The following is a 22,075-nucleotide window of genomic DNA, read 5'->3' as shown; positions in this document are numbered from 1 at the left end:
AAAAATGCAACAGGACAAAATATGGGATTATTTTCAGGTGAAATCCGCTGACATATTTTTGCAGTCAGCTCCAAGGTTAAACTATCTTTTTCGCCAAGTTTTGGCAATTTATAGTCACACCAAGCCAAGAGTGTTGAATATAGGAGTTGGCAACGGCTGGCTTGAACAGAAATGTATGGAACAAGGCTGGGAAACCTATGCTTTAGACCCAAGTGCAACAACTATTGCCAAACTGGAGCAAAGGGGTATTGAAGGAAAGGTAGGTTATATAGAACAGATTCCCTATGAGGACAATTTTTTTGATGTTGTCTTTTGTTCTGAGGTCATAGAACATCTATCGGATGAACAAATACAGCAAGGCTTGCATGAGATAGAACGGATATTGAAAAATTCTGGGTTATTGATTGGGACTGTTCCATTTAAGGAAAACCTTTCTAACAGCCAAGTCGTATGTCCTGATTGTGGACATATTTTTCACAAATGGGGACATCAACAGTCTTTTAATACTCATAGTTTAGCGACTATATTTTCAGGTAATCTGAAGGTGGAAAAACTTAAAGTAATTTATTTTGTTAGTTTGTCATCATTGAATTGGAAGGGTGTTATAAATGCCTTGTTCAAGAAGTGCTTATCACTAATTGGATTACATGGAAGCAACGAAAATATATTTTTTATAAGTAAGAAATTTGTATGAGTGTTATCGGTGATATTTATTCTAACCTATATAAAAAGCTTTGTGGAACCCATCCGCATATACGATTTTGGCATTTTCAATGGTTGGCAGTAAAAGACCTTTATTCAGATATCAAGCGTATATTACCGACTGTTGAAGGGCGCTTGCTCGATGTTGGCTGCGGTGATAAACCTTACAGCACTTGGATAAATTTAGAGAAAGTCAAACATATCGGCATTGATATTTATCCCGGTTCTAAGGTTGATATTGTCATCAACGCTGATGAAGAATGGCTTTTAGAAACATCTTCTTTTGATGCCATTTTATGCACTCAGATTTTAGAACACACCGCCAACTTAGGTAATACTATTGAGGAGATTAGCCGTGTTTTAAAACCGGGCGGTGTACTAATACTAACTGCACCTTTTATCTATAACCAGCATGGGGAACCAGATGATTATCGGCGGTTTTCAGTATATGGACTTAAAAAATTAATCGAGCAAGATTATGAAGTTATGGAAGCAAAACATCAGGGTGGTATTGGTAGCACGGTTGGGACGCTAGTTTTAAATTGGCTCGAAACGCAAATGAACTTGTACAAATACAGCCGTATATTAAAAGGCGTAATTCTCCCGCTTTGGATAGTTTTTTGTATGGTCGTTAACTTAAGCGGTTTGTTGATAGACTATAGCGATCGCACTCAGGCATTTTATAGTAATGCTTTAATAGTTGCTAAAAAGAAATGCGGTTAACGTTAGTAATTTCTTCTCTATTCGCTGGCGGTGCTGAAAGGGTGATGTCAGTCATGGCTAACTACTGGGCAGCTAAGGGATGGAAAATTACTTTGTTGACTTTCGATGATGGCAAAGTACCTCCGTTTTATGACCTAGATTGCCATGTTCATCATATTCGTTTGGGTATAGCTAGAGAGTCGCCAAGCTTGCTCGTTGGTATCTGGAATAACCTGAAACGCATTCAAGTTCTACGAGCCGCCATTGCTGATAGTCAGCCCGATGCTGTAATTAGCTTTATAGATAAAAATAACATACTCACCCTACTGGCGACGCGCGGGTTAGACATCCCAGTAGTAGTATCTGAGCGCATTCACCCAGGAATGTACTCTATTGGTGGGGTATGGGAGTTATTGCGTCAGTGTATTTATCCCAAAGCCAATCGAGTTGTTGCGGTAACTACGAGAGCGTTGAGTTATTTTTCTGCCCAGATACAATCTCGCTCGTATGTTATCCCTAACCCAGTTATATTTATCAATACAAACCAAACAGAGTCAGCAAAATTGATAACTAAACCATCCCTAATTGCTGTTGGACGGCTAGACTCTCAGAAGGGTTTTGACTTACTGCTACAAGCTTTTGCACAGCTAAAAGTCTGCTACCCTGATTGGACATTGACAATATTAGGAGAAGGGGCATTACGCACGGAATTAGAAGCTTTGCGGGATCAGCTTGGTTTGTCTAACCGGGTTCATCTACCTGGACGGGTGAAAAACATTTATGAATTTCTGAAGCAGGCGGATATTTTCGTTATGTCTTCCCGGTTTGAGGGATTTCCTAACGCTCTGTGCGAAGCAATGGCTTGTGGGCTACCCGTCATTTCTACAGACTGTCCCAGTGGACCAAGAGAGATTATTCGTGATGGCATAGATGGTATCTTAGTAAAAAATGAAGATGTAGATGCTTTAGCTGCGGCAATGGAGCGTCTCATGTCTGATGAAGCAGAGCGCCAACGCCTAGCTAGTCGTGCGAAAGAGGTGACAGAGCGATTTAGCTTGGATAAAGTAATGGAAATGTGGGAAAACTTGGTAAATCAAGTTGTCAAGGAGAAGTCATGACAAGCACTTTTGAACAGGAAGTTAAGCAGGGCGATCGCTTTCAATTTGGCAAAAACTGGCAGCGCTTTTTATCAGTTCTCAATGACGAGCGCATTGCAGAAGCACAAAAGTCGCTCAAACAGATGCTGCAAGTAGAAGATTTACAAGGTAAAACCTTTCTTGATATTGGCTCTGGTAGCGGTTTATTTTCTCTTGCGGCTCGTCATTTAGGAGCTAAAGTGCATTCTTTTGATTACGATCCTGATTCAGTCGCTTGTACGCAAGAACTCAAACGCCGCTATTTTCCTGATGATAATAATTGGATTATTGAACGAGGTTCAGTTCTAGACGCAGATTACTTAAAGTCTGTAGGTCAGTTTGATATTGTTTATTCATGGGGTGTGCTTCACCATACTGGAGCTATGTGGCAAGCCCTAGAAAATGCTACTTTGCCTGTTGCAGAGGGGGGTAGGTTGTTTATTGCTATCTATAACGAGCAGGGTAGTAAATCTAATCGGTGGCGCAGAATCAAGCAAGTTTACTGCTCAGGAATAGCAGGCAAAACTCTAGTTTCTACTTTCTTCATTCCCTATTTTATCTTAGGTGGGTTAGCTGTAGATATACTCAAGGCTCGAAATCCAATAGCTCGATATACCGAGTACAAAAAATCCAGGGGTATGTCTAGAGTTTATGATTGGTTTGATTGGTTAGGCGGCTATCCCTTTGAAGTCGCCAAACCAGAAGATATCTTTAAGTTTTATCGGGATAAGAATTTTGTGCTAGAAAACCTTATCACTTGTGGAGGTGGCTTAGGCAACAATCAATTTGTCTTTAAAAAGCAATGAGTGAAATTGCCTTCCTAATTCGTTCGCTAAATTACGGCGGTGCTGAAAGACAATTAATAACCCTCCTAAAAGCCCTTGACAAGAAAAAATTTAATATAACAGTTTTATACTTTTACTCTGGTGGGACGTTAGAAAAAGACCTGCAAGATAGCGGGATACAGTTGATTTCTTTAGAGAAGCGCGATCGCTGGGATATTGTTGGTTTTTTGTGGCGTCTTGTCCTTCATCTAAAGCGTATAAATCCTAACGTATTGCATGGATTTATGGGTACATCAAATTTACTGACTATCTTCCTAAAGATTTTTTTTCCGTCAACTAGGATGCTTTGGGGAGTTAGAGCATCCAATGTTGATTTAAGCCGCTATGACTGGTTAGTCCGTCTTATATTCAAACTAGAGTGGTTATTGTCTCGTTTTGCCGACCTAATTGTTGTCAACTCTCATGCTGGTCAAGCTTATCATCTAGCGCATGGTTTCCCCGCTGATAAGATGGTAGTAATTCCCAATGGTATCGATACAGAACGCTTTAAACCAGACAAGGAAGCAAGGGCAAGGGTGCGGGTAGAATGGGATATATCTGAAGACACGATATTAATTGGATTAGTGGGACGGATAGACCCTATGAAAGACCATCCTACCTTTCTCAAGGCAGCTGCACTTCTATGTAAAGAGCGGGAAAATGTACGCTTTGTCTGCGTGGGTAGCGGGTTGGAGAGTTATGCTAATGAGTTGTATCGGTTATCTGAAGAGTTAGGTATCTCTAACAAAATTATCTGGGCAGGAGCGCGTACGGATATGCCTGCGGTTCATAATAGCCTAGATATTGCTGTTTCTTCTTCTTACACCGAGGGATTTCCTAATGTGATTGGAGAAGCGATGGCGTGTGGAGTCCCCTGTGTTGTGACAGATGTAGGAGATTCAGCCTGGATTGTAGGTGATACTGGGGTAGTAGTGGGGAAGCAAAACCCAGAAGCTCTTGCTCTAGGGTGGGTAGCTTGTTTAGAAAGGGAGAGGAGTGTCCTGGGGTTAAAAGCGCGATCGCGCATTGTCGAGAATTTCAGTGTAAAGCAGCTAGTTGAACAAACAGAGGAAGTGCTGTGGCTGAAGGTTTAACCAGCGATTTGCTCTGGGCTACTTTTTGTATTGGATTATTATGCTTCTGGATTGCTAGTCGAAATATTTCAATTTTTACAGCCTTTTATGTAGCCCTTGTCAAAGTTTTAATTCCGCTGGTTTATTTTGCTTTTTTCTTTGATGGTACTTGGATCTTTCTGGATGACATAACTTATCAATCCCAGGGAACCAAAATGCTGCAATTGGGATATAACCCGATTACAGCATTAGTCAATCCAGATGGTCTGTTGAATCTGAGGTCTCTATCGGGAGGGAGACACATCCTCTATGGGTGGTGGAATATACTCGGTCAGTATTTATTTGGTAAGCATTACTACTCTCCAGTATTTCTTAACGTTTCTCTTACTTTTATTAGTGGATATTTTCTGTTTCGTATAGCTGATCTGAGTGGTTTTAGCCGTAAGTATGCTAAGGGGCTGCTTCTGTTTTCTTTATTTCACTGGGAAATAGTAGCATGGTCATCCTTTCTGAATTTAAAAGATCCTCTTATTATGACTTTTACTATAATAGCGATTTACTTAATTTTAAGATTATCAAAACAGCTTAAATTTTATGATTTATTGGGTTTGGGAGGAATAGTTTTTATCTTTTTCGGGATTAGATTTTATGTTCCTGCCGTCATGATGATAGCTATCGTAATTTGGATTTCTCTTTTTCAGAAGGGCTGGCGGAGATATATTTTACTTGCTTTAGCAGCCATTGGTAGCATTTTTGTATTATTTTTTTTAGGGTTAGAAGATACTCTATATAATTTAAATCGCCTCGATTGGAATTGGACAACCATTTTCCTAGGAGTAATCAGGATGGCACTAACGCCTCAACCTTGGTCAATTGAGCCAGCATATACTTTCCTATTTTTTCCATCTATCCTTCATTGGGTATTATTTCTCCCTGCTATCTCGGGTGGATGGATGCTTTGGCGGCGTTCAAGGGAAGTTAAATTGCTGTTGATATACCTTGCCCTAACCCTTTTGCTTTATGGAGCTTTTTATGAGCTACAAGGCCCTCGTCAGCGGCTTCAGATAACTCCTATCATTGCTTGGGCACAGTTTCACTTCTTGTGGGTGATTTTAAAAATTCAGCACGTTCGCAATCCGTTAAAAACACATCTGATATAGCTAATATTACAAAACTAGATGAAGTTGTTGTTTATTATCACTGGGCTTTCAACTGGTGGGGCTGAAATGATGCTCTACAATCTGTTATCTCACATAAATCGAGACCAGTTTGAGCCTGTTGTCATTTCTCTAATGAAGCGAGGAACCTTAAACGCTTGCATCGAATCGTTAGGCATCCCAGTTTACACGATTAATATGAAACCAGGAATACCAACCTTAGCCTCTATTTGGCGGTTGGTTAGTATTGTGCGAGAACTCAATCCTGACTTGATCCAAGGCTGGATGTATCATGGCAACTTAGCAGCACAGTTAGCTGGTACTGTTGCTCCTCAGCCCGTACCTGTAATCTGGAATATTCGCCACTCCCTGCACTCATTGGACAGTGAGAAAGCAGGTACAGCAGCCATCATTAAACTATTAGCTAAACTTTCTAGTTATCCCGCACAAATTCTGTATAACTCTAAAACTAGCACAATCCACCATGAGGAGCTTGGCTACAAAGCTGACAAAACTAAAATAATTCCTAATGGCTTTGATCCAGATTTATTTACCCCCTCAACAGAAGCTAGAAATAGCTTGCGAACTGAACTAGGCATTGCAGAGAATATATTTCTCATCGGTTTAATGGGGCGCTATCACGCTGTTAAAGATCACGCAACTTTTTTGAAAGCAGCTGCAACTCTACTAGAAACATACTCAGATATACATTTTGTTCTTGCAGGTAGGGAAATCAGTCGAGACAATATAGCCCTACAGGATTTTATCGAAACATGGGGGTTGACAGAGCGAATCCACTTGTTAGGAGAACGCCCTGATATGCCACAGATTACAGCAGCTTTGGATATTGCTTCCTCTTCTTCTTACAGCGAAGCTTTTCCAAATGTAATTGGTGAAGCTATGTCCTGCGGTGTACCTTGCGTGGTTACAGATGTGGGAGACTCAGCCTGGATTGTGGGCGATACAGGGCGGGTTATACCTCCACGAGATCCGCAAGCACTCGCCAATGCCTGGAAAGAGTTAATCGATCTGGGGTCAATGGGTAGAGAAAGGCTAGGGCATCTGGCACGGACAAGAATCATCGAACACTTTTCTTTAGACTCTGTTGTGGCACAGTACGAGGCGTTGTATGAGAGTCTACTTACTTGGCAACTCAACAGAAGGAATTAGGGTGAATGTGCGGTATTACAGGTTTTTGGGACATATCCAGACAAAAAAGCGCATTGGAAATGCAGGCGATCGCTCAAAAAATGTCAAATACCCTACTCCATCGAGGGCCAGATGACGCCGGAGTGTGGGTGGATGCCTCATCTGGCATTGCTTTCGGGCATCGGCGGCTGGCAATTGTAGACCTCTCCCCAGAAGGACATCAGCCGATGCTGTCTGCCAATGGGCGCTATGTAATTGTATTCAACGGCGAGATTTATAACTTTTTAGACTTGCGGCGAGAACTCGAACGGCTAGGACATCGGTTTCGAGGTGGTTCCGACACAGAAGTGATGCTGGCTGCTTTTAGCGAGTGGGGTTTGCAGCCAGCCGTCCAACAATTTAATGGTATGTTTGCCTTTGCCCTGTGGGACTGTCAAGAAAGAATTTTGCACTTGTGCCGAGACAGGCTAGGCGAAAAACCTCTATATTACGGCTGGATGGGCAAAACTTTCTTATTCGGTTCCGAATTAAAATCTCTCAAAGCTTATCCCCATTTTCAAGCTGAAATTAACCGCGATGCCTTAGCGCTATTTCTGCGGCACAACTACATCCCCACACCCTATTCTATCTACCAAGGCATCTACAAATTACCCCCCGCTACAGTCCTAACCTGGAATGGTCTTGAAACTCGCTCTTCTCCAATACCATATTGGTCTGCCAAGCAAGTCGCTGAATCAGGTGTCACCAGCCCTTTCGCGGGTTCAGAGGCGGAAGCAGCACAACAGCTAGAGGCGTTGTTACAGGAAGCCGTCAAGCTACGAATGGTGGCAGATGTCCCCTTGGGCGCTTTCCTCTCAGGCGGCATCGACTCCTCGACTGTCGTAGCCATGATGCAGCGAGTCTCAAGCCAACCCGTGAAAACATTTACCATCGGTTTTTATGAAGACGCTTTCAATGAAGCAGCTTATGCCAAGGCTGTTGCCCAACATCTAGGCACAGACCACACAGAACTGTATGTGACACCGGAGGAAGCACTAGCAGTTATCCCCAAGCTACCAAGTTTGTACGATGAACCATTCTCTGACTCATCCCAGATTCCTACCTTCCTCGTCTCTCAACTTGCCAGAGGGCAAGTGAGTGTTGCGCTTTCCGGGGATGGCGGGGATGAACTCTTTGCTGGCTACAATCGCTATTTTCGGGCTAGTAAGATTTGGCAGCAAATCGGCTGGATACCCACCACCTTGCGGCAGGTTGCAGCAGATGCATTGACTAAGTTATCCCCCGATAAGTGGAACCAAGCTTTTTGTCATATTGATAGTCTGCTACCCGCGCAACTACAGCATCCGAACCCAGGCGACAAACTCCACAAGCTAGCTGAAATATTGGCAATGCCGAACCCTGATGCTATGTACAGGAGTTTTGTTTCCCACTGGAAAAACCCAGAAGCTTTGGTAATAGGTAGCCGCGAACCACCGACAGTATTGAGCGATGCCTACGGTTCGGACTCTGTCCTACGTCAACACTGGACGCATCTACCATCATTTATTCAACGCATGATGTACCTCGATACTGTCAGCTATCTTCCGGACGATATTCTTGTCAAGGTAGACAGGGCTAGTATGGGAGTGGCTTTAGAAGCTCGCGTGCCACTATTAGATCATCGCCTTGTCGAGTTTGCCCTGCGCCTGCCACTTTCCATGAAAATCAACAATAGTGGGGGTAAATGGCTGTTACGAGAAATATTGTGTAAATATGTGCCTCGAAACTTGATCGAGCGTCCTAAAATGGGTTTTGGCGTTCCGATCGATCGCTGGTTGCGTGGTTCTTTGCGAGATTGGGCAGAGGAATTGCTTTCTTCAGAGCGATTGCAGCAGGAGGGTTATTTCAATCCTCAACCCATTCGTCAGAAATGGAAAGAGCATCTTGCGGGCGATCGCAATTGGCAATACTATCTGTGGGATGTCCTCATGTTCCAAGCCTGGTTAGATGCCTGACACTCTTTATCTCCATTCATTATCAAAAATTGATAGATGCAAGTCAGTAATTGATCCAGTTACTGTGCTACCAAAAAATCAACTATTGGAGGTTATAAATGTCTAATCTAGTTAGACCACTCCGCAAAATTCTGTTATTGGAAATCAATGAAGTTCCGTGGCAGCTTATCGATAGATTCAAAACTGACCCCCGCTTTCCCCATATCAGAAAGTTTTTTGACAACGCCAAAACTTACACTACGTTAGCAGTTGATAGCGGTGAACTTTCCCCTTGGGTTACTTGGCCTTCGTTTTATCGGGGTATGAGTAATCAAGAGCATGGAATCAAAAATTTAGGGCAAGATCCCCGTACTTTCAAAGGTAAGCCACTCTGGGAGGACTTTCGCGAACTTGGTCTGAGTATTGGTATCTGTGGTTCTTTACAAAGTTGGCCTCCTAGCGATCCAGGTGAGGGTGGCTTCTACATTCCCGATACTTTTGCTCACGACGAGAGGTGTATTCCCAGATATATTGAGCCTTTCCAAAAATTTAACCTGGGGCAAGTTGCCAAAAACGGTCTTGTCATCAAAAAAGATAGACTGATTTCTAAAGATTTATCAGGTTTATTAGCCTCTCTACCTAAACTTGGTATTTCCAGGAGTACCATCATACAAATCGCCAAGCAGCTTTGGCTGGAATGGCTCGATCCGCCGCGTGTTGCACGTCGGTCAACTTTTCAGACTCTGCTTTTGTGGGATATATTCAAGTCACTGTATAACCAGAAAAACCCGCCAGCCTTCTCTACATTTTTCACAAATCATGTGGCTAGTGTAATGCACCGCTACTGGCACCATATTTTTCCTGAAGAATTTGGCGATCGCTACGTCACTCAACCTAAGCTCCATGCGGCTACCATGATTTTCGCTCTTGAAATACTTGACAAAATACTGGCTGATGCCATGCAATTTTGCCAGGTAAATCCAGAAATAACTTTAGTATTTGCCACCAGTATGGGGCAAGCCGCAATTCACCGGGATGAATATCAAGGGTTTTCATCGGCAATTTCAGATATTCCCAAATTTATGGGTGTATTTGGCTTACGAAAAACAGATTACAAGCAACTTCTGGCAATGGTGCCGCAGATTGCTGTAGAAATTCCTGACCCAGAAGTAAGATGCTGCCTCATTCAAAAGTTGAATAACTGTTACTCTGTAAGTGGGAAGCCACTATTTAAGGTAGAAGAAATCAGTAGTAGCCTTAGTATTACTATTGGAACACCTCCTGCTTTAGACATTAAGTTAAAGAAATTTATTTATAAAAATAAAAATGGAGAAGGTATTAATTTTAGTTGGGAATCAGCAGGGATTACAATGCATCAAGTTGAGCCGGGCACAGCTTACCATAGACCAGAAGGTATAATGGCGGTATTCGGTTGTGGAATTATACCACAGGACTCACGAGAAGTAATGAAGGCTTCATCGTGTAAATCTCTACTACTTAAACTTGCCTTTGAAGCTACTGAGGTGAAATGAAAAGTGCGTATACCCTCTCATGAAGCAAGAGCAATGCTTGAAAGCTAAAAGGGATGATTGATTGCAGGCTATAGGCATCAAGCTTAATACGCTAAGTGAGGCGTGCATCAAATGTGTTGTAGCTTGGTATCAGAATGACTAGCAAATTAAAATATTTCAAGACGTGGAATAGAAATTAGTTGGTGATATCAGGGTGGGATAAACGGTGTGAAAATTAAACATTGCCTCAAATTTTTCTGAATCGCTAATACGGATTGGTACCTTTACAATTATGGAATTTGCTTAGTGCCTGCCACTGACAATGAAAATCAAAAAGAGTTAGGGTACATAACTTTTGCCGCAAGTTTTATGTAAGTATATGCCTCAGAACTTGGTTGAGAGACCCAAAATGGACTTTGGTATTTCGATTAAATGCTGGTTGCCGGAGTTCTGTGTGCCACTGGGCAGAAGCATTGCTTTGTGAATAGCGATCGCAGCATTGGGGTTGTTTCAATCCTCAACCCATTGCTCAGAAAGAGAGGAAGCATCTTTCGGGCGATCGCATCTGGCAATACGATCTATGGGCTGTCCTAATGTTCCAGCTATGGTTGGATGACTAAAGGCAGACCGACCTGTCGGTTCTAAACATCAAAGAGAAGCAAGTATCATGAGCGATCGCAAAGCGTTTAGGCAAACAAATCGCATTGCAGTTATCGGTCTTGGTTATGTTGGTCTACCAGTTGCCTTGGCATTTGCTGAAAAGTTTCCAGGCACAATTGGCTTTGACATCAATGTAGATAAAGTCAATACTCTCAAAGAGGGAGTCGATCCTTCCCGTCAAATCTCGAATGAAAACTTAAAAGCTTCCAATCTCCAGATCACCACTGCGATCGCCAACCTAGCTGAAGCAAATTTTTTTGTAGTCGCTGTACCAACGCCAATCGATCGCAACCACCGACCGGACTTAACGTGCCTGATCCAAGCTTCTGAAACGATAGGCAAAGTTTTAAAACCGGGAGCTGTAATAGTATATGAATCTACGGTATATCCGGGAGTAACAGAAGATATTTGCGGGCCGGTCTTAGCTAAAGTATCAGGTTTACAGCAGGGAATTGATTTTAAATTGGGTTATTCGCCAGAACGCATTAATCCAGGCGATCGCGTTCACACCCTAGAAAAGCTCGTCAAAGTTGTAGCTGGGGAAGATGGGGAAACCCTAGAACGAATTGCCAGAGTCTACAGTAGCATAATTGACGCCGGGGTTTATCGCGCTCCCTCGATTAAAATTGCCGAAGCAGCCAAAGTTATTGAGAACACCCAGCGAGACTTGAACATTGCCTTAATGAACGAGTTAGCCTTAATATGCGATCGCCTGGGCATCCGCACAGAGGATGTTTTGGCAACAGCTAGGACGAAATGGAATTTTTTGCCCTTCACGCCAGGACTCGTCGGTGGTCACTGTATTGGCGTCGATCCTTATTACCTAACTACTAAAGCAGAAGAACTGGGTTATCATCCCCAAGTCATCTTAGCTGGTCGCCGCATCAACGACAGCATGGGTACATACCTAGCACAGCGTTTAGTCAAGCTTTTAGTTGAGGCTAATTTGCCCATTAAGGGGTCGCGGATTGGCATTTTAGGGCTAACATTTAAGGAAAATGTGCCAGATTTGCGGAATAGCCGAGTACCAGATATTGTGGCAGAGCTGCAACAATTTGGTGTAGAGCCACTCGTACATGACCCCTTGGTTGATCCCTATGAAGCGCAGCGAGAATATAACATTGAGCTTGTCCCTTGGCAAGCCTTGTCCGATCTGGAGGGACTTATACTTGCTGTCAGTCATCAAGTTTACCTAGACATACCCCGCGCTCAACTACTCGCTTGTCTGCGCTCAGGTGGAGTATTAATGGATGTCAAATCCGTTCTTGACCCTGCTACATTACCATCGACTATCCATTATTGGAGTCTTTAGAGTATGTCTGTAACGCGCTGATTATCTTGTAGTGGCGAAGCACTCAACCAGGAATGAATCGATAGAACCCTGTTTTTTCCTACGACTGCTAGCTCTTAAGAGAGCCGCTACCAACAGCGCACCTAAGCTGGATGAGTTGACTTCATACAAACTTTTTTAGTATCGGCTTTACTACCAAGATTATATATTTCCATACCTGCATATAAACTAATTGATAAAACTGGGGTGAGATAAGTTGTGTGGAAAACAAAAATCGCCTGAAAATTTTGCTAGTTGCTAATACGGGCTGGTATCTTTATAACTTCCGTCTGCCTCTAGCTAGATTTCTGCGCCTTCAGGGAATCGAAGTCGTTTTAGTTTCCCCTTGGGATGCCTACGTTGAAAGGCTACAAGCAGAAGGGTTTCGTTGGATTCAACTGCGGCTGAGTCGGCGGAGTGTCAACCCTTTAGTAGAACTCTTGACCATTGCTCACTTAACATACATTTACTTTCGCGAGAAGCCATCCGCTGTCCATCACTTCACAATTAAGTGCGTTCTGTACGGAACGATTGGTGCGAAGCTAAGTGGAACGAGAGCAGTTGTGGATGCTGTAACCGGATTGGGCTACATCTTTATTAGCACCGAATGGAAGGCTCGGATTTTACAACCTATTATCCGGTTTCTGTATCGGCAGATATTGACTGCCCGTAGGGTGCGGGTTGTGTTCCAGAATATGGATGACCTGCAAGCTTTTGCAGACCGAAAGCTGATCGTTCCAGACCGGACGGTACTAATCAGAAGCTCTGGTGTTGACTTAAAGCGCTTTTCACCACGTCCCAGTCATCCCGATACTCCACCTGCTCCGGTTGTGCTGTTCGCCGCTAGGCTGCTAGTTGATAAAGGCCTGATTGAATACGTTGAAGCTGCCCGCATCCTCAAGACAAAAGGAGTCCGCGCGACGTTTCAAATAGCAGGTGTCCCAGACCCCGGAAATCCATCTTCAATCTCTGAGACGACCTTGGAGCGGTGGCGCAGGGAGGGAGCGGTTGACCTTCTAGGGTATGCAGAGAAGGTGGAAAACCTGATCGCCTTATCAACCGTTGTTGTGCTTCCTTCCTACCGGGAAGGTGTGCCTCGGATTTTACTAGAAGCAGCTGCGATGGGTAAACCACTGGTAGCAACGGATGTCCCCGGCTGTCGAGAGGTGGTTATTCCTGGCAAAAATGGCTTTCTAGTTCCAGTAAAAAATGCTCGGCTGCTGGCTAATGCCATTGAGGTACTCCTGAAAGATCCAGACCTGTGCAAAGCGATGGGGGACGCCGGGAGAGAGAAGGTGTTGCGTGAGTTTGATGACCAGGATGTGGTAAGAAGGACGGCAAAAGTCTACGAAGTAATAGGAGTAATGCTATCAAGTGACATGGCAGCAACTGAGCAATAGCGATTAATTTTTACTTCTTGGAATTGGTTGAGCAGTAGTTGGTAACGGTAGCCTCACTCACCCGCAGCAAAGGCAAACTGATGAAAATTTTTCATCCCCAGCGCCAAAAATGCCGTTTCTTGTGTTTAGCAATCTCAGCGCTGCTCGTGCTGCCGATTGGGGTTATTCCGGTGCGAATAGCGGCTCATCTCCAAGCACCCGTTCCCCAAGCTTCCTAAACTGTCATAAAATGCTGGGTGAAAGGGTTCCCAAGCGTTGTCTTCATTGAGCTTATTGGTGTGGGCATGATGGTAATTGTGCAGAATTCGCCAACTGTGGAGTTGAGTGCAGTGCGTTTATACGGGCACAAAAATACTGCCCGATCCGAATTTGTGGCAGGCAGTACTTTTGATCGGCTAATGATTTATGACTTCGGCGAACGAAGCTAGCACCGAAGAGTTGCCGATGGGGTTACAAACAGCATTTCTAGGGATAAAAGCCTCTTCCTACGAACCGGGCGCGTTGGCGGTGTTGGGAATCGCCGCCGTCTCGCAATCCGATGCTAACCGCTGCTGTTTGATTGTTTGCAGCTGTTGCAAGAGAATTTCAACTTCCGCCTGCAAATGCAGGAACTTAACTTGCTGGTCGGCTTGATAGACAGCTTTGGTCACAGGCTTCAGATGCTTGTTACCCGTTGAGGCTGTCGAAACATTGCTCAGCGGCTCAGAATTGCCAACAGAGTCTTGAGGACGGGTCAGTGTAGATGAACGAGTGGACATCAGCTAAATAGATATTTCTGCGTACTCACACCATCTCGTAATTTTAGCCTGAAGTGGTAACTAAGTTAAATTTTATGTGTCGCTTTTCCAAGTGGCTAAAAAAATGCTGCGGGCTGTAGAAGTTGGGTAGTAAAAATTTTCATCGTTATGCGATCGCTCGACTTTTAGCTTTATTTTCAATGACTGTGGACACAATCGAGGCTGGGCCTCGATTGCGAACCAAAATATAAAATCGGTTTAATTCCGCCAAGGACGACTCACCTGTTCCAATTGGGCAACTTCCTCGCCGCTCAATTCCCAACCTAGCGCCCCGGCATTCTGCCGCGCCTGTTCGGCTGTCTTCGCGCCCGGAATCGGAATCACATCGTTCTGAGCAATTAACCAATTGAGGGCAACCTGAGCAGGTGTTTTTTGATACTTTTCGCCTAACTGACTTAATAAGGATGTCACCGGGGAGATTTTCTCCAAGCCGCTGCGGCTGAAGCGAGAGTCAAATCGGCGGGCACCCGTCGGTTCCTGGTACTTCTCAACAGTGTACTTGCCAGTGAGTAACCCTTGTGCTAAAGGGCTGTAAGCCAGGATCGTGACTCCCAGTTGACGCGCTGTGTCTAGAATGCCGTTGGTTTCGATTTGTCGAGTTAGCAGAGAGTAGCGCACTTGGTTCACCGCTAAAGGCACTCCTCTAGCTGCCAGCAGTTGGTGCGCTTCTTTCATTTGTTCGGCTGAGTAATTGCTGACGCCGACTGTAGCAATTCTGCCTCGCTTCACCTCATCGGCTAGGGCATTCATCAGCGTCTCTTGACTCATCAAGAAGGCAAAAGGCCAATGCACCTGATAAAGGGCAACTCGCTCAACCCGCAAGCGTTTTAAACTGTCTGTTAAGGCATCTGAGACAGATTGGGCGGTGAATCGCCAAGGGTAGGGGCCATATTTGGTGGCAATTTGCACTGAACGTCCAGTTTGTTGCATAAACTGTCCCAAGAATTCCTCTGATTTTCCTGGGCCATAAATCTCAGCAGTGTCAAAAAAGGTAATGCCGGAATCTAGAGTGGCTTCAAAGGCTTCTCGCAGTTGGGCTTCCCCGTAATCGCTGCCATAATTCCAAAACAGCTTGTCCCCCCAAGCCCAAGTGCCGATACCGAGTTGGGTGACAGTGGGGCCATCGCGCCCTAAAGTAATGGTTTGCACGCTCAAAATCTTTACTTTTTACCGAAAATTTTGGGTATAAAGCCCCGCCGTTTTAGGGCGGCTTTTATTGAATCTTAATACTTTATCCGCGATTTTACATGGCAAAGTAGATTCATGTTAGTTAGAGAAGCCAAGCTACTAAACGGAACCAAAGAGCAATACCTAGCCCTTGACGATGCCATTAGAACAGCTCAATTCATTCGCAACAAGGCGATACGGCATTGGATAGACAATCAGGGTGTGGGTAAAGCTAATTTGTACACACTATGCAAAGACTTAGCTAAAGAATTTGACTTCGTAAAGTCGCTAAACTCAGCAGCCCGTCAAGCTAGTGCGGAAAGAGCATGGCAGGCTATCTCTAACTTCTATCGTCGTTGCAAGAAACAGGAGAAAAAGAAGGGCTATCCCCAGTTCAAGAAGCATTGCCGCTCCGTAGAGTACAAAGTATCCGGGTGGAAACTAGCCAAAGACTGCATGAGCATTGTCTTCATGGATGGCTTCAATATTGGTACTTTGTCACTGTACTGTAACAACCAGACAAGAGAAGACCTGTTCCGACTGAAGATCAACCGTGTCCGAGTAGTTAAAAGAGTCGATGGCTACTATGCACAGTTCTGTTTTGATGCAGAACGTAAAGAGCAAGGAGAATACACAGGGAATGTCGTCGGACTTGATCTAGGGTTGAAATTCTTCACGAAAAATCAAAATAATAACGCTGTAATCTATCTTCAATATCTCCGGAAGTCTGAGCAGAGACTTAAGAAGTTACAACGGCGGGTCAGTAGAAAATTTAATAAGAACAAAAAACCTCAATCAAAGAATTACCATAAAGCACGGATTCGGCTAGGGAAACTCCACCTCAAGATCCAAAGACAGCGTAAAGACTGGGCAATTAAACAAGCTCGGTGCGTAGTAGCATCTAACGATGTTGTCGTCTATGAAGATTTAAAGGTGTCGAATATGGTCAAGAATCATCATTTGGCTAAGTCGATTAATGATGCTGGTTGGTATCAGTTCACTCAGTGGTTGGATTACTACGGGGAAATCTGGGATAAGGCAGTCGTGGCGGTATCGCCTAACTTCACTTCCCAAGATTGTTCTAACTGTGGTCAGAGAGTGAAAAAGTCCCTCAGTACCAGGACTCATTCATGCCCTAGTTGCGGGATAGAGATTTGCCGTGACACAAACGCAGCAATCAACATCCTCAAAAAGGGCATGGGGATTCTGGGCATAGAGTGGAACAACAGTATCTTTGGGCAAAAGGGATCTGCCTCGCAAGAGGGAAAGCATAGGGAGAAGACCACCTCTACTATTGATGGGCAACCTGACAAACAGCAAGTGGACTTCTGTGAACTATGAACAAGAATCCCCGTCGCTTGACTCGCGGGGGGTATGTCAAAAAACTTCATATATTTCAGTTTAACGTCGCAGACAGTCGCAGATGAGTAGACCTCTTGCACAGAGTCGATGGATGCCTACAGACTGAAGTCTGAGGCATACATACCTATACCCGACGGAAGCGGGTTTTAAGAGTCCGCGCAGGCGGACTACCCTCCCTTGAAGGCTAAAGCCTTACGGCATGAACGCGCCTACGTTTTTGTAGCCGCAATTACGAACATCGCCAAGTATTTTTGTAAGAGGTCTAATATGGTGAAATGAAAACAGCAAAGGATGTTTTCATTTAATTTTAAAAAAAGATGGCATCAGGTGATAGATCAAATTTGCAACCAGAGGAATCGCAACCGCACGAGTCATTTCCTCCCAGGGTGAATTTATTCACCATGTTCCGACTCGGCTTATTTCAGATGGGATTGGGGATGATGTCTGTTTTGGCGCTGGGCATTCTCAACAGAGTCATGATTGGGGAGTTAGCAATTCCTGCCACAATTGCGGCGGGTGCCTTGGCGATGCACCAGTTTGTTGCCCCAGTGCGAGTGTGGTTTGGGCAAATGTCGGATGCGAAGCCGTTATTGGGTTATCACCGCACAGGTTATGTGTGGATAGGTGCAACACTATTTGCGATCGCATCCTTCCTCGCCGTACAAGTCATGTGGCAGCTGGGCAATGTGGTACAAGCTGCCGGGGGTTGGGCATGGACAACCCAAACCTACGGCTGGACTGCTTTACTGGCGCTCATCTTCGCGTTTTATGGCGTGGCGCTGAGTATGAGTTCGACTCCCTTTGCCGCGATGTTGGTGGATATTTCCGATGAAGATAATCGTTCTAAACTCGTCGGGATTGTCTGGTCTATGCTAATGGTGGGAATTGTTATCGGGGCAATTATCGGCGGCAGTTTGCTCAAGCAAGTCGGCACAGACGCACCGCTAGCAGCATTGCAAGCCTCGATCGACCGCTTGTTTGTGATTATACCGGCGACCGTAGTTGGTCTGGCGTTGCTGGCGACGGTGGGCGTTGAAAAGAAATATTCCCGCTATACCTCTCGTTCCACTTTAGTAGAGCGAGAAGATAGCATTACCTTGGGTAAGGCATTGCGAGTGTTAACGGCTAATCGGCAAACGGGAATCTTTTTCACGTTTTTGATGGTGATGACGATTAGTTTGTTTATGCAGGAAGCAGTGTTAGAACCTTATGGGGGCGAGGTTTTCGGGATGCCAGTTTCCGAAACAACCAAGCTGAATGCTTACTGGGGATTGGGAACCCTAATTGGAATTAGCAGCACCGGCTTTTTAATTGTGCCTCGTCTAGGCAAGCAAAAAACAGCTAAGCTAGGCTGTCTGTTGGTAGCTGCTTGTTTTGTCTTGATTATCCTGTCAGGATTCAGCCAAAATCAAAAGTTATTGCAGGGTGCGTTATTCTTGTTTGGTCTTGCCTCTGGCGTCACAACCACCGGCGCGATTAGCTTAATGCTGGATCTGACAGCAGCGGAAACGGCAGGTACGTTCATCGGTGCTTGGGGATTGGCGCAGGCAATGGCACGGGCACTGGCAACAGTGACAGGGGGTGCTGTTTTGGATGTGGGGAAAAAGCTATTTACTAACCCGGTACTATCTTATGGATTAGTATTTGCGCTGCAAGCCGTGGGAATGGTGCTAGCGGTTTGGTTCCTCAGGCGGGTAAATGTAACAGAATTTCGCACAGATGCCAAGAGTGCGATCGCAATCCTAGAAGGTGAATTAGACTAACAAATTGCGAATAGATAATCGAAGAGTGGCTAATTGTATTACCATTAGCCATCAACCCCGAACCACGAACGCAGATGACAGATTTTTGGGAGAAGGTTTTAAGCTTTGCACAAGAGACGACTGTGAGACTTGGCAAGCAACTGCTGCAAGATTTTGGGCAAGTACAGGCAGAACATAAAGCAGATGGGAGTTTGGTAACACAGGCGGATAAGTGGGCAGATCGAGAAATTCGAGAAGCGATCGCCCACACATTCCCCAGTCACGATGTTTTGAGCGAAGAGGCAGAACATACTTTTTTTGGTTCCGAATGGTGCTGGGTTATCGATCCAGTTGATGGCACCACCAATTTTACGCGGGGAATTCCGATCTGGGGAATTTCAATGGGGTTGCTGTATCAAGGCACTCCGGTATTCGGGTACGTGTATTTTCCCCCCACCAGACAATCTTTTTACGGCTTTTGGCACGGTGACGGCGGTAACAATGGTGCTTTTTTAAATAATCGCCCCATTCACACTAGCCCAGATTCTCCTAGTAATAGTCACTTCTTCTGCGTGTGTGCCAGAAGTACCTCCATCTTGCAGAAACCTTTCCCCTGCAAAATCCGGATGTTGGGCGTCACTACCTACAATTTCCTTGCAGTTGCTTCCGGTACCAGCTTGGGCGGTGTTGAATCTACCCCCAAAGTTTGGGATATTGCAGCAGTCTGGGCAATTTTGCACGCAGCGGGTGGAGTTTGGATACCGCTGACTTCAAAACCCGTGTTTCCTTTGCAAAAAGGAGTAAATTATGGCAGTATTTCTTTCCCCACTTTAGTAGTGAGTCGTCCCGAACTCGTCCCAACTTTTCAACCTTTAGTGCAATTTTTGGGGAATCACAATTGACACTTCCCCATCTTTAAGGAAAACTTCTCACATCTTGCACCAGGCTGTTGAAACCGCAGCTACACAAATGAAACCTGCTCCCGACAGGTTACAGAAGCCTTGATTTTCTGTTAGTCCGCACTTTTGGGACTGGGAATGCAATCGCCCCAGAATTATATTCTGAGGGCAGGAGAGCAAGATGTGAGGGCTTACACAACATCACCACATCTGCCACCGCAATCCCCCTGGGGATTGAACCCGAAAAAACGCTATATGTATCAGCTTTGCGTAAGTCCTGAAGATGTGAGGGCTTAAAACAAGGACGTTTTATCAGGACTTATGCAACATCACTAGGACTCGCCGCACATCACCACATCTGAGGGCAACCACAGGGGGATTGAACCCGAAAAAACGCTATATGTATCAGCTTTGCGTAAGTCCTGTTTATGTCTCGGACTGCGTGTCTCAACCTAATTTTTTCTTTCTTCTCGATCGCAAAAGCCAGGGGTTTGAAACCTTGTGTGCTGAGGATGCCAACTTCTTTTTTGCTTACTCCTCAGTCCTCTTCACTCAGTCCTCAGCCCTCAGTCCTCTTCACTCACTCCTCAGCCCTCACTCCTCTTCACTCAGCCCTCAGTCCTCTTCACTCAGCCCTCACTCCTCAGTCCTCTTCACTCAGTCCTCTTCCCTCAGTCCTCAGTCCTCTTCCCTCAGTCCTCAGTCCTCTTCCCTCAGCCCTCCACCCCTTAATAACCGCTTGGGGCACCTTCGCCGCGAGGATCGGCAGCACCTTCTAATAAGCCTTCCGGGGTCACGACGATCGCGTTCGCATTTCCCCAAGGCGATCGCTCTTCGATTTTGTGCCCTCGACGGCGGAGTTCTGCAAGCGTGGCGGCGTCTAAGCCGTAAGGTTCCACGTTGAGCGTGTCAGGAAGCCATTGATGATGGATGCGGGGGGCAGAAACGGCGGCACCGGCATCCCTGCCGTATTCTAGGACGTTGAGGACAATTTGCAGCACGGTAGTAATGATCGTGCTACCCCCAGGCGCACCGGCAGCCATCCGCAGCTTGCCCTTTTCGGTAACGATGGTTGGGGTCATACTGGAGAGGGGAATTTTGCCCGGAGCGATCGCATTCGCTTCACCGCCCACTAAACCAAAAACGTTGGGGACTCCCGGCGCAGCAGCGAAATCGTCCATCTCGTCGTTTAGCAGAATCCCCGTTCCCGGCACCACCACACCCGATCCAAAGCCGTAGTTAATCGTAAACGTGAGGCTGACGGTATTGCGCTCCTCATCGACTACCGTTAAATGAGACGTATCTTGCGATTCCTTGGGATTGGCAAAGCGCTGTAACGTCTCCCGATTCTCTGCCTTCACCTCAGTGGAAGATCGCGCCCGTTGCAGACTAATTTCCTGGCGTCTTTTGGCGGCGTATGCCGGACTAATCAGGGCGTTAACGGGAACTTTCACAAAAGCCGGATCGCCCAAATGCACGGCCCGATCTGCATAAGCGATCCGCATTGCTTCTACCATTAGATGCAGGGTGTCAGGGTGGTGCCATCCTTGGGATTTTAAGTCAGTTTCCCCAATAATATTTAACATTTCCAGCAGGTGAACGCCTCCCGACGAAGGCGGCGGCATCGAGCAAATACGAGAGGCGCGAAAATTGCCGCAAACGGGGGTGCGCCAGGTAGTTTTGTAAGATTTTAGGTCTTCAAGGGAAATCAAACCCCCATTTTTTGCCATATCGCTAGCGATCGCGCGGGCAATCTCGCCGGTGTAGAAGCTTTGAGGATTGAGAGCGATCGCTTGTAAAGTTTTGGCTAAATCTTTTTGTACCAGCTTCTCTCCCGGTGCAAACAAAGTGCCGTTAGGAGCAAAAATTTGTCGTGCTGCTGGATTATTTAGAATGGCATCCTTGCGGTTTCCAGCCACCTGGGCGAAACGCAAGCTGGGGTTGGTCATAAAGCCTTCGTTCGCAAAACGGATGGCGGGTGCGATCGTTTCTTGCCAGGGAAGTTTGCCATACTGGCGATGGATTTCATACAGTCCCGCCACGGTTCCGGGCACCGCTACTGACAAATAGCCATTCACACTGGCATTGGGACGCACCTTTCCCCCTGCATCCAGGTACATATCCTGCGTTGCCTTCAGGGGGGCGTGTTCGCGGAAGTCAAGCGCTTTGATTTCGCCAGTCTTCTCCAAGCGTACCAGCGCAAAACCCCCGCCGCCGATGCCAGCAGAAAAAGGCTCTACAACGGAAATGGCAAAAGCAGTTGCCACGGCTGCATCGACTGCATTGCCTCCCTTGCGTAACATGGTCAAACCGGCGTCACTCGCCAGTCGATGAGCGGAGACAACCATACCCCGTTTGCTTCTGAGGGGCTGTATAAATGCTGCGGGTGCTTTGTCGCACCAAGACACGGAGACAGAGACAAAAATTGTCACCAGTGCTAGAGAAAAACGCTTAAACCTGAGAAAGCTGGGCATTTTTGGGTTCTCTTTTC

The 22,075-nt window shown here is 45.6% G+C and carries 20 protein-coding genes; 17 read left to right on the top strand and 3 right to left on the bottom strand.

Features of this window, described 5'->3' with window-relative positions; all coding sequences use genetic code 11:
- The first annotated feature begins 4 nt into the window (after window positions 1-4).
- The 13 genes from ACFW2W_RS15795 (at window position 5) to ACFW2W_RS15735 (ending at window position 13,835) form a co-directional block, all read left to right on the top strand.
- Window positions 5-694 (top strand): class I SAM-dependent methyltransferase, encoded by a 690-nt coding sequence (locus ACFW2W_RS15795; RefSeq protein WP_378179859.1) that lies wholly within the window; start codon window positions 5-7, stop codon window positions 692-694.
- Window positions 691-1,425: a class I SAM-dependent methyltransferase gene (locus ACFW2W_RS15790; protein ID WP_378179856.1), complete on the top strand. Its 735-nt coding sequence runs from the start codon at window positions 691-693 to the stop codon at window positions 1,423-1,425. The genes ACFW2W_RS15795 and ACFW2W_RS15790 overlap by 4 nt, the downstream gene beginning before the upstream one ends.
- Entirely contained in the window at window positions 1,416-2,522 is a 1,107-nt protein-coding gene (locus tag ACFW2W_RS15785; protein ID WP_378179853.1) for a glycosyltransferase family 4 protein, read from the top strand. The genes ACFW2W_RS15790 and ACFW2W_RS15785 overlap by 10 nt, the downstream gene beginning before the upstream one ends.
- Window positions 2,519-3,346, top strand: coding sequence for a class I SAM-dependent methyltransferase (locus ACFW2W_RS15780; RefSeq protein ID WP_378179850.1), 828 nt, complete (start codon window positions 2,519-2,521; stop codon window positions 3,344-3,346). The genes ACFW2W_RS15785 and ACFW2W_RS15780 overlap by 4 nt, the downstream gene beginning before the upstream one ends.
- Window positions 3,343-4,458 carry a glycosyltransferase gene (locus ACFW2W_RS15775; protein WP_378179847.1) on the top strand — a complete coding sequence of 372 codons (1,116 nt, stop codon included), beginning with the start codon at window positions 3,343-3,345 and terminating at the stop codon, window positions 4,456-4,458. The genes ACFW2W_RS15780 and ACFW2W_RS15775 overlap by 4 nt, the downstream gene beginning before the upstream one ends.
- Window positions 4,443-5,597, top strand: coding sequence for a hypothetical protein (locus ACFW2W_RS15770; RefSeq protein ID WP_378179845.1), 1,155 nt, complete (start codon window positions 4,443-4,445; stop codon window positions 5,595-5,597). The genes ACFW2W_RS15775 and ACFW2W_RS15770 overlap by 16 nt, the downstream gene beginning before the upstream one ends.
- 18 nt (window positions 5,598-5,615) lie before the next feature.
- Window positions 5,616-6,764, top strand: a complete 1,149-nt coding sequence (locus ACFW2W_RS15765) for a glycosyltransferase family 4 protein (RefSeq protein WP_378179842.1) — start codon at window positions 5,616-5,618, stop codon at window positions 6,762-6,764.
- Between the two features lie 5 nt (window positions 6,765-6,769).
- Window positions 6,770-8,737: an asparagine synthase (glutamine-hydrolyzing) gene (gene asnB / locus ACFW2W_RS15760; protein ID WP_378179839.1), complete on the top strand. Its 1,968-nt coding sequence runs from the start codon at window positions 6,770-6,772 to the stop codon at window positions 8,735-8,737.
- 98 nt (window positions 8,738-8,835) lie between these two features.
- Complete coding sequence (locus ACFW2W_RS15755; RefSeq protein ID WP_378179836.1) at window positions 8,836-10,248, top strand: hypothetical protein; 1,413 nt, start codon at window positions 8,836-8,838, stop codon at window positions 10,246-10,248.
- 411 nt (window positions 10,249-10,659) lie between these two features.
- Window positions 10,660-10,821, top strand: a complete 162-nt coding sequence (locus ACFW2W_RS15750) for a hypothetical protein (protein ID WP_378179833.1) — start codon at window positions 10,660-10,662, stop codon at window positions 10,819-10,821.
- 73 nt (window positions 10,822-10,894) lie between these two features.
- Window positions 10,895-12,199 (top strand): nucleotide sugar dehydrogenase, encoded by a 1,305-nt coding sequence (locus tag ACFW2W_RS15745; protein WP_378179830.1) that lies wholly within the window; start codon window positions 10,895-10,897, stop codon window positions 12,197-12,199.
- 239 nt (window positions 12,200-12,438) lie between these two features.
- On the top strand, window positions 12,439-13,617 hold the full coding sequence (locus tag ACFW2W_RS15740) for a glycosyltransferase family 4 protein (protein WP_378179827.1): 1,179 nt from the start codon (window positions 12,439-12,441) through the stop codon (window positions 13,615-13,617).
- Between the two features lie 80 nt (window positions 13,618-13,697).
- Complete coding sequence (locus ACFW2W_RS15735) at window positions 13,698-13,835, top strand: hypothetical protein (protein ID WP_378179824.1); 138 nt, start codon at window positions 13,698-13,700, stop codon at window positions 13,833-13,835.
- 267 nt (window positions 13,836-14,102) lie between these two features.
- Here ACFW2W_RS15735 and ACFW2W_RS15730 read toward each other — a convergent pair whose 3' ends face one another.
- Both ACFW2W_RS15730 and ACFW2W_RS15725 read right to left on the bottom strand, forming a co-directional pair.
- A complete protein-coding gene (locus ACFW2W_RS15730; protein ID WP_378179821.1) occupies window positions 14,103-14,375 on the bottom strand; it encodes a hypothetical protein in 273 nt (90 codons plus the stop codon).
- Window positions 14,376-14,612: 237 nt separating this feature from the next.
- A complete protein-coding gene (locus ACFW2W_RS15725; protein WP_378179818.1) occupies window positions 14,613-15,563 on the bottom strand; it encodes an aldo/keto reductase in 951 nt (316 codons plus the stop codon).
- 114 nt (window positions 15,564-15,677) lie between these two features.
- Here ACFW2W_RS15725 and ACFW2W_RS15720 point away from each other — a divergent pair, with 114 nt between their 5' ends.
- From ACFW2W_RS15720 to ACFW2W_RS15705, 4 genes are all read left to right on the top strand, one after another.
- Window positions 15,678-16,922, top strand: coding sequence for an RNA-guided endonuclease InsQ/TnpB family protein (locus ACFW2W_RS15720; protein WP_378179815.1), 1,245 nt, complete (start codon window positions 15,678-15,680; stop codon window positions 16,920-16,922).
- Window positions 16,923-17,260: 338 nt separating this feature from the next.
- Window positions 17,261-18,706: a BCD family MFS transporter gene (locus ACFW2W_RS15715; RefSeq protein ID WP_378179812.1), complete on the top strand. Its 1,446-nt coding sequence runs from the start codon at window positions 17,261-17,263 to the stop codon at window positions 18,704-18,706.
- A 74-nt stretch (window positions 18,707-18,780) separates the two neighbouring features.
- Entirely contained in the window at window positions 18,781-19,587 is an 807-nt protein-coding gene (locus tag ACFW2W_RS15710; protein WP_378179810.1) for an inositol monophosphatase family protein, read from the top strand.
- 425 nt (window positions 19,588-20,012) lie between these two features.
- Complete coding sequence (locus tag ACFW2W_RS15705) at window positions 20,013-20,363, top strand: hypothetical protein (RefSeq protein ID WP_378179809.1); 351 nt, start codon at window positions 20,013-20,015, stop codon at window positions 20,361-20,363.
- Here ACFW2W_RS15705 and ggt read toward each other — a convergent pair.
- Window positions 20,313-22,058, bottom strand: coding sequence for a gamma-glutamyltransferase (ggt, locus tag ACFW2W_RS15700; protein WP_378179806.1), 1,746 nt, complete (start codon window positions 22,056-22,058; stop codon window positions 20,313-20,315). The genes ACFW2W_RS15705 and ggt overlap by 51 nt on opposite strands.
- Window positions 22,059-22,075 lie beyond the last annotated feature (17 nt).

Origin of the sequence: Coleofasciculus sp. H7-2 (assembly GCF_042747725.1) — a bacterium.
Lineage (GTDB): Bacteria > Cyanobacteriota > Cyanobacteriia > Cyanobacteriales > FACHB-T130 > FACHB-T130.
The sequence above is the reverse complement of the archived record's forward strand: the minus strand, read 5'-3'. Positions and strand labels throughout refer to the sequence as shown.

Excerpts from the sequence above, each read along its gene's own strand:
- ACFW2W_RS15720 (WP_378179815.1), top strand. The coding sequence starts at position 15,678 with ATGTTAGTTAGAGAAGCCAAGCTACTAAACGGAACCAAAGAGCAATAC.
- ACFW2W_RS15795 (WP_378179859.1), top strand. The coding sequence starts at position 5 with ATGCAACAGGACAAAATATGGGATTATTTTCAGGTGAAATCCGCTGAC.
- asnB (WP_378179839.1), top strand. The coding sequence starts at position 6,770 with ATGTGCGGTATTACAGGTTTTTGGGACATATCCAGACAAAAAAGCGCA.
- ACFW2W_RS15780 (WP_378179850.1), top strand. The coding sequence starts at position 2,519 with ATGACAAGCACTTTTGAACAGGAAGTTAAGCAGGGCGATCGCTTTCAA.
- ACFW2W_RS15750 (WP_378179833.1), top strand. The coding sequence starts at position 10,660 with ATGCTGGTTGCCGGAGTTCTGTGTGCCACTGGGCAGAAGCATTGCTTT.
- ACFW2W_RS15765 (WP_378179842.1), top strand. The coding sequence starts at position 5,616 with ATGAAGTTGTTGTTTATTATCACTGGGCTTTCAACTGGTGGGGCTGAA.
- ACFW2W_RS15785 (WP_378179853.1), top strand. The coding sequence starts at position 1,416 with ATGCGGTTAACGTTAGTAATTTCTTCTCTATTCGCTGGCGGTGCTGAA.
- ACFW2W_RS15730 (WP_378179821.1), bottom strand. The coding sequence starts at position 14,375 with ATGTCCACTCGTTCATCTACACTGACCCGTCCTCAAGACTCTGTTGGC.
- ACFW2W_RS15775 (WP_378179847.1), top strand. The coding sequence starts at position 3,343 with ATGAGTGAAATTGCCTTCCTAATTCGTTCGCTAAATTACGGCGGTGCT.
- ACFW2W_RS15735 (WP_378179824.1), top strand. The coding sequence starts at position 13,698 with ATGAAAATTTTTCATCCCCAGCGCCAAAAATGCCGTTTCTTGTGTTTA.
- ACFW2W_RS15745 (WP_378179830.1), top strand. The coding sequence starts at position 10,895 with ATGAGCGATCGCAAAGCGTTTAGGCAAACAAATCGCATTGCAGTTATC.
- ACFW2W_RS15790 (WP_378179856.1), top strand. The coding sequence starts at position 691 with ATGAGTGTTATCGGTGATATTTATTCTAACCTATATAAAAAGCTTTGT.
- ACFW2W_RS15710 (WP_378179810.1), top strand. The coding sequence starts at position 18,781 with ATGACAGATTTTTGGGAGAAGGTTTTAAGCTTTGCACAAGAGACGACT.
- ggt (WP_378179806.1), bottom strand. The coding sequence starts at position 22,058 with ATGCCCAGCTTTCTCAGGTTTAAGCGTTTTTCTCTAGCACTGGTGACA.
- ACFW2W_RS15705 (WP_378179809.1), top strand. The coding sequence starts at position 20,013 with ATGTCTCGGACTGCGTGTCTCAACCTAATTTTTTCTTTCTTCTCGATC.
- ACFW2W_RS15715 (WP_378179812.1), top strand. The coding sequence starts at position 17,261 with ATGGCATCAGGTGATAGATCAAATTTGCAACCAGAGGAATCGCAACCG.
- ACFW2W_RS15755 (WP_378179836.1), top strand. The coding sequence starts at position 8,836 with ATGTCTAATCTAGTTAGACCACTCCGCAAAATTCTGTTATTGGAAATC.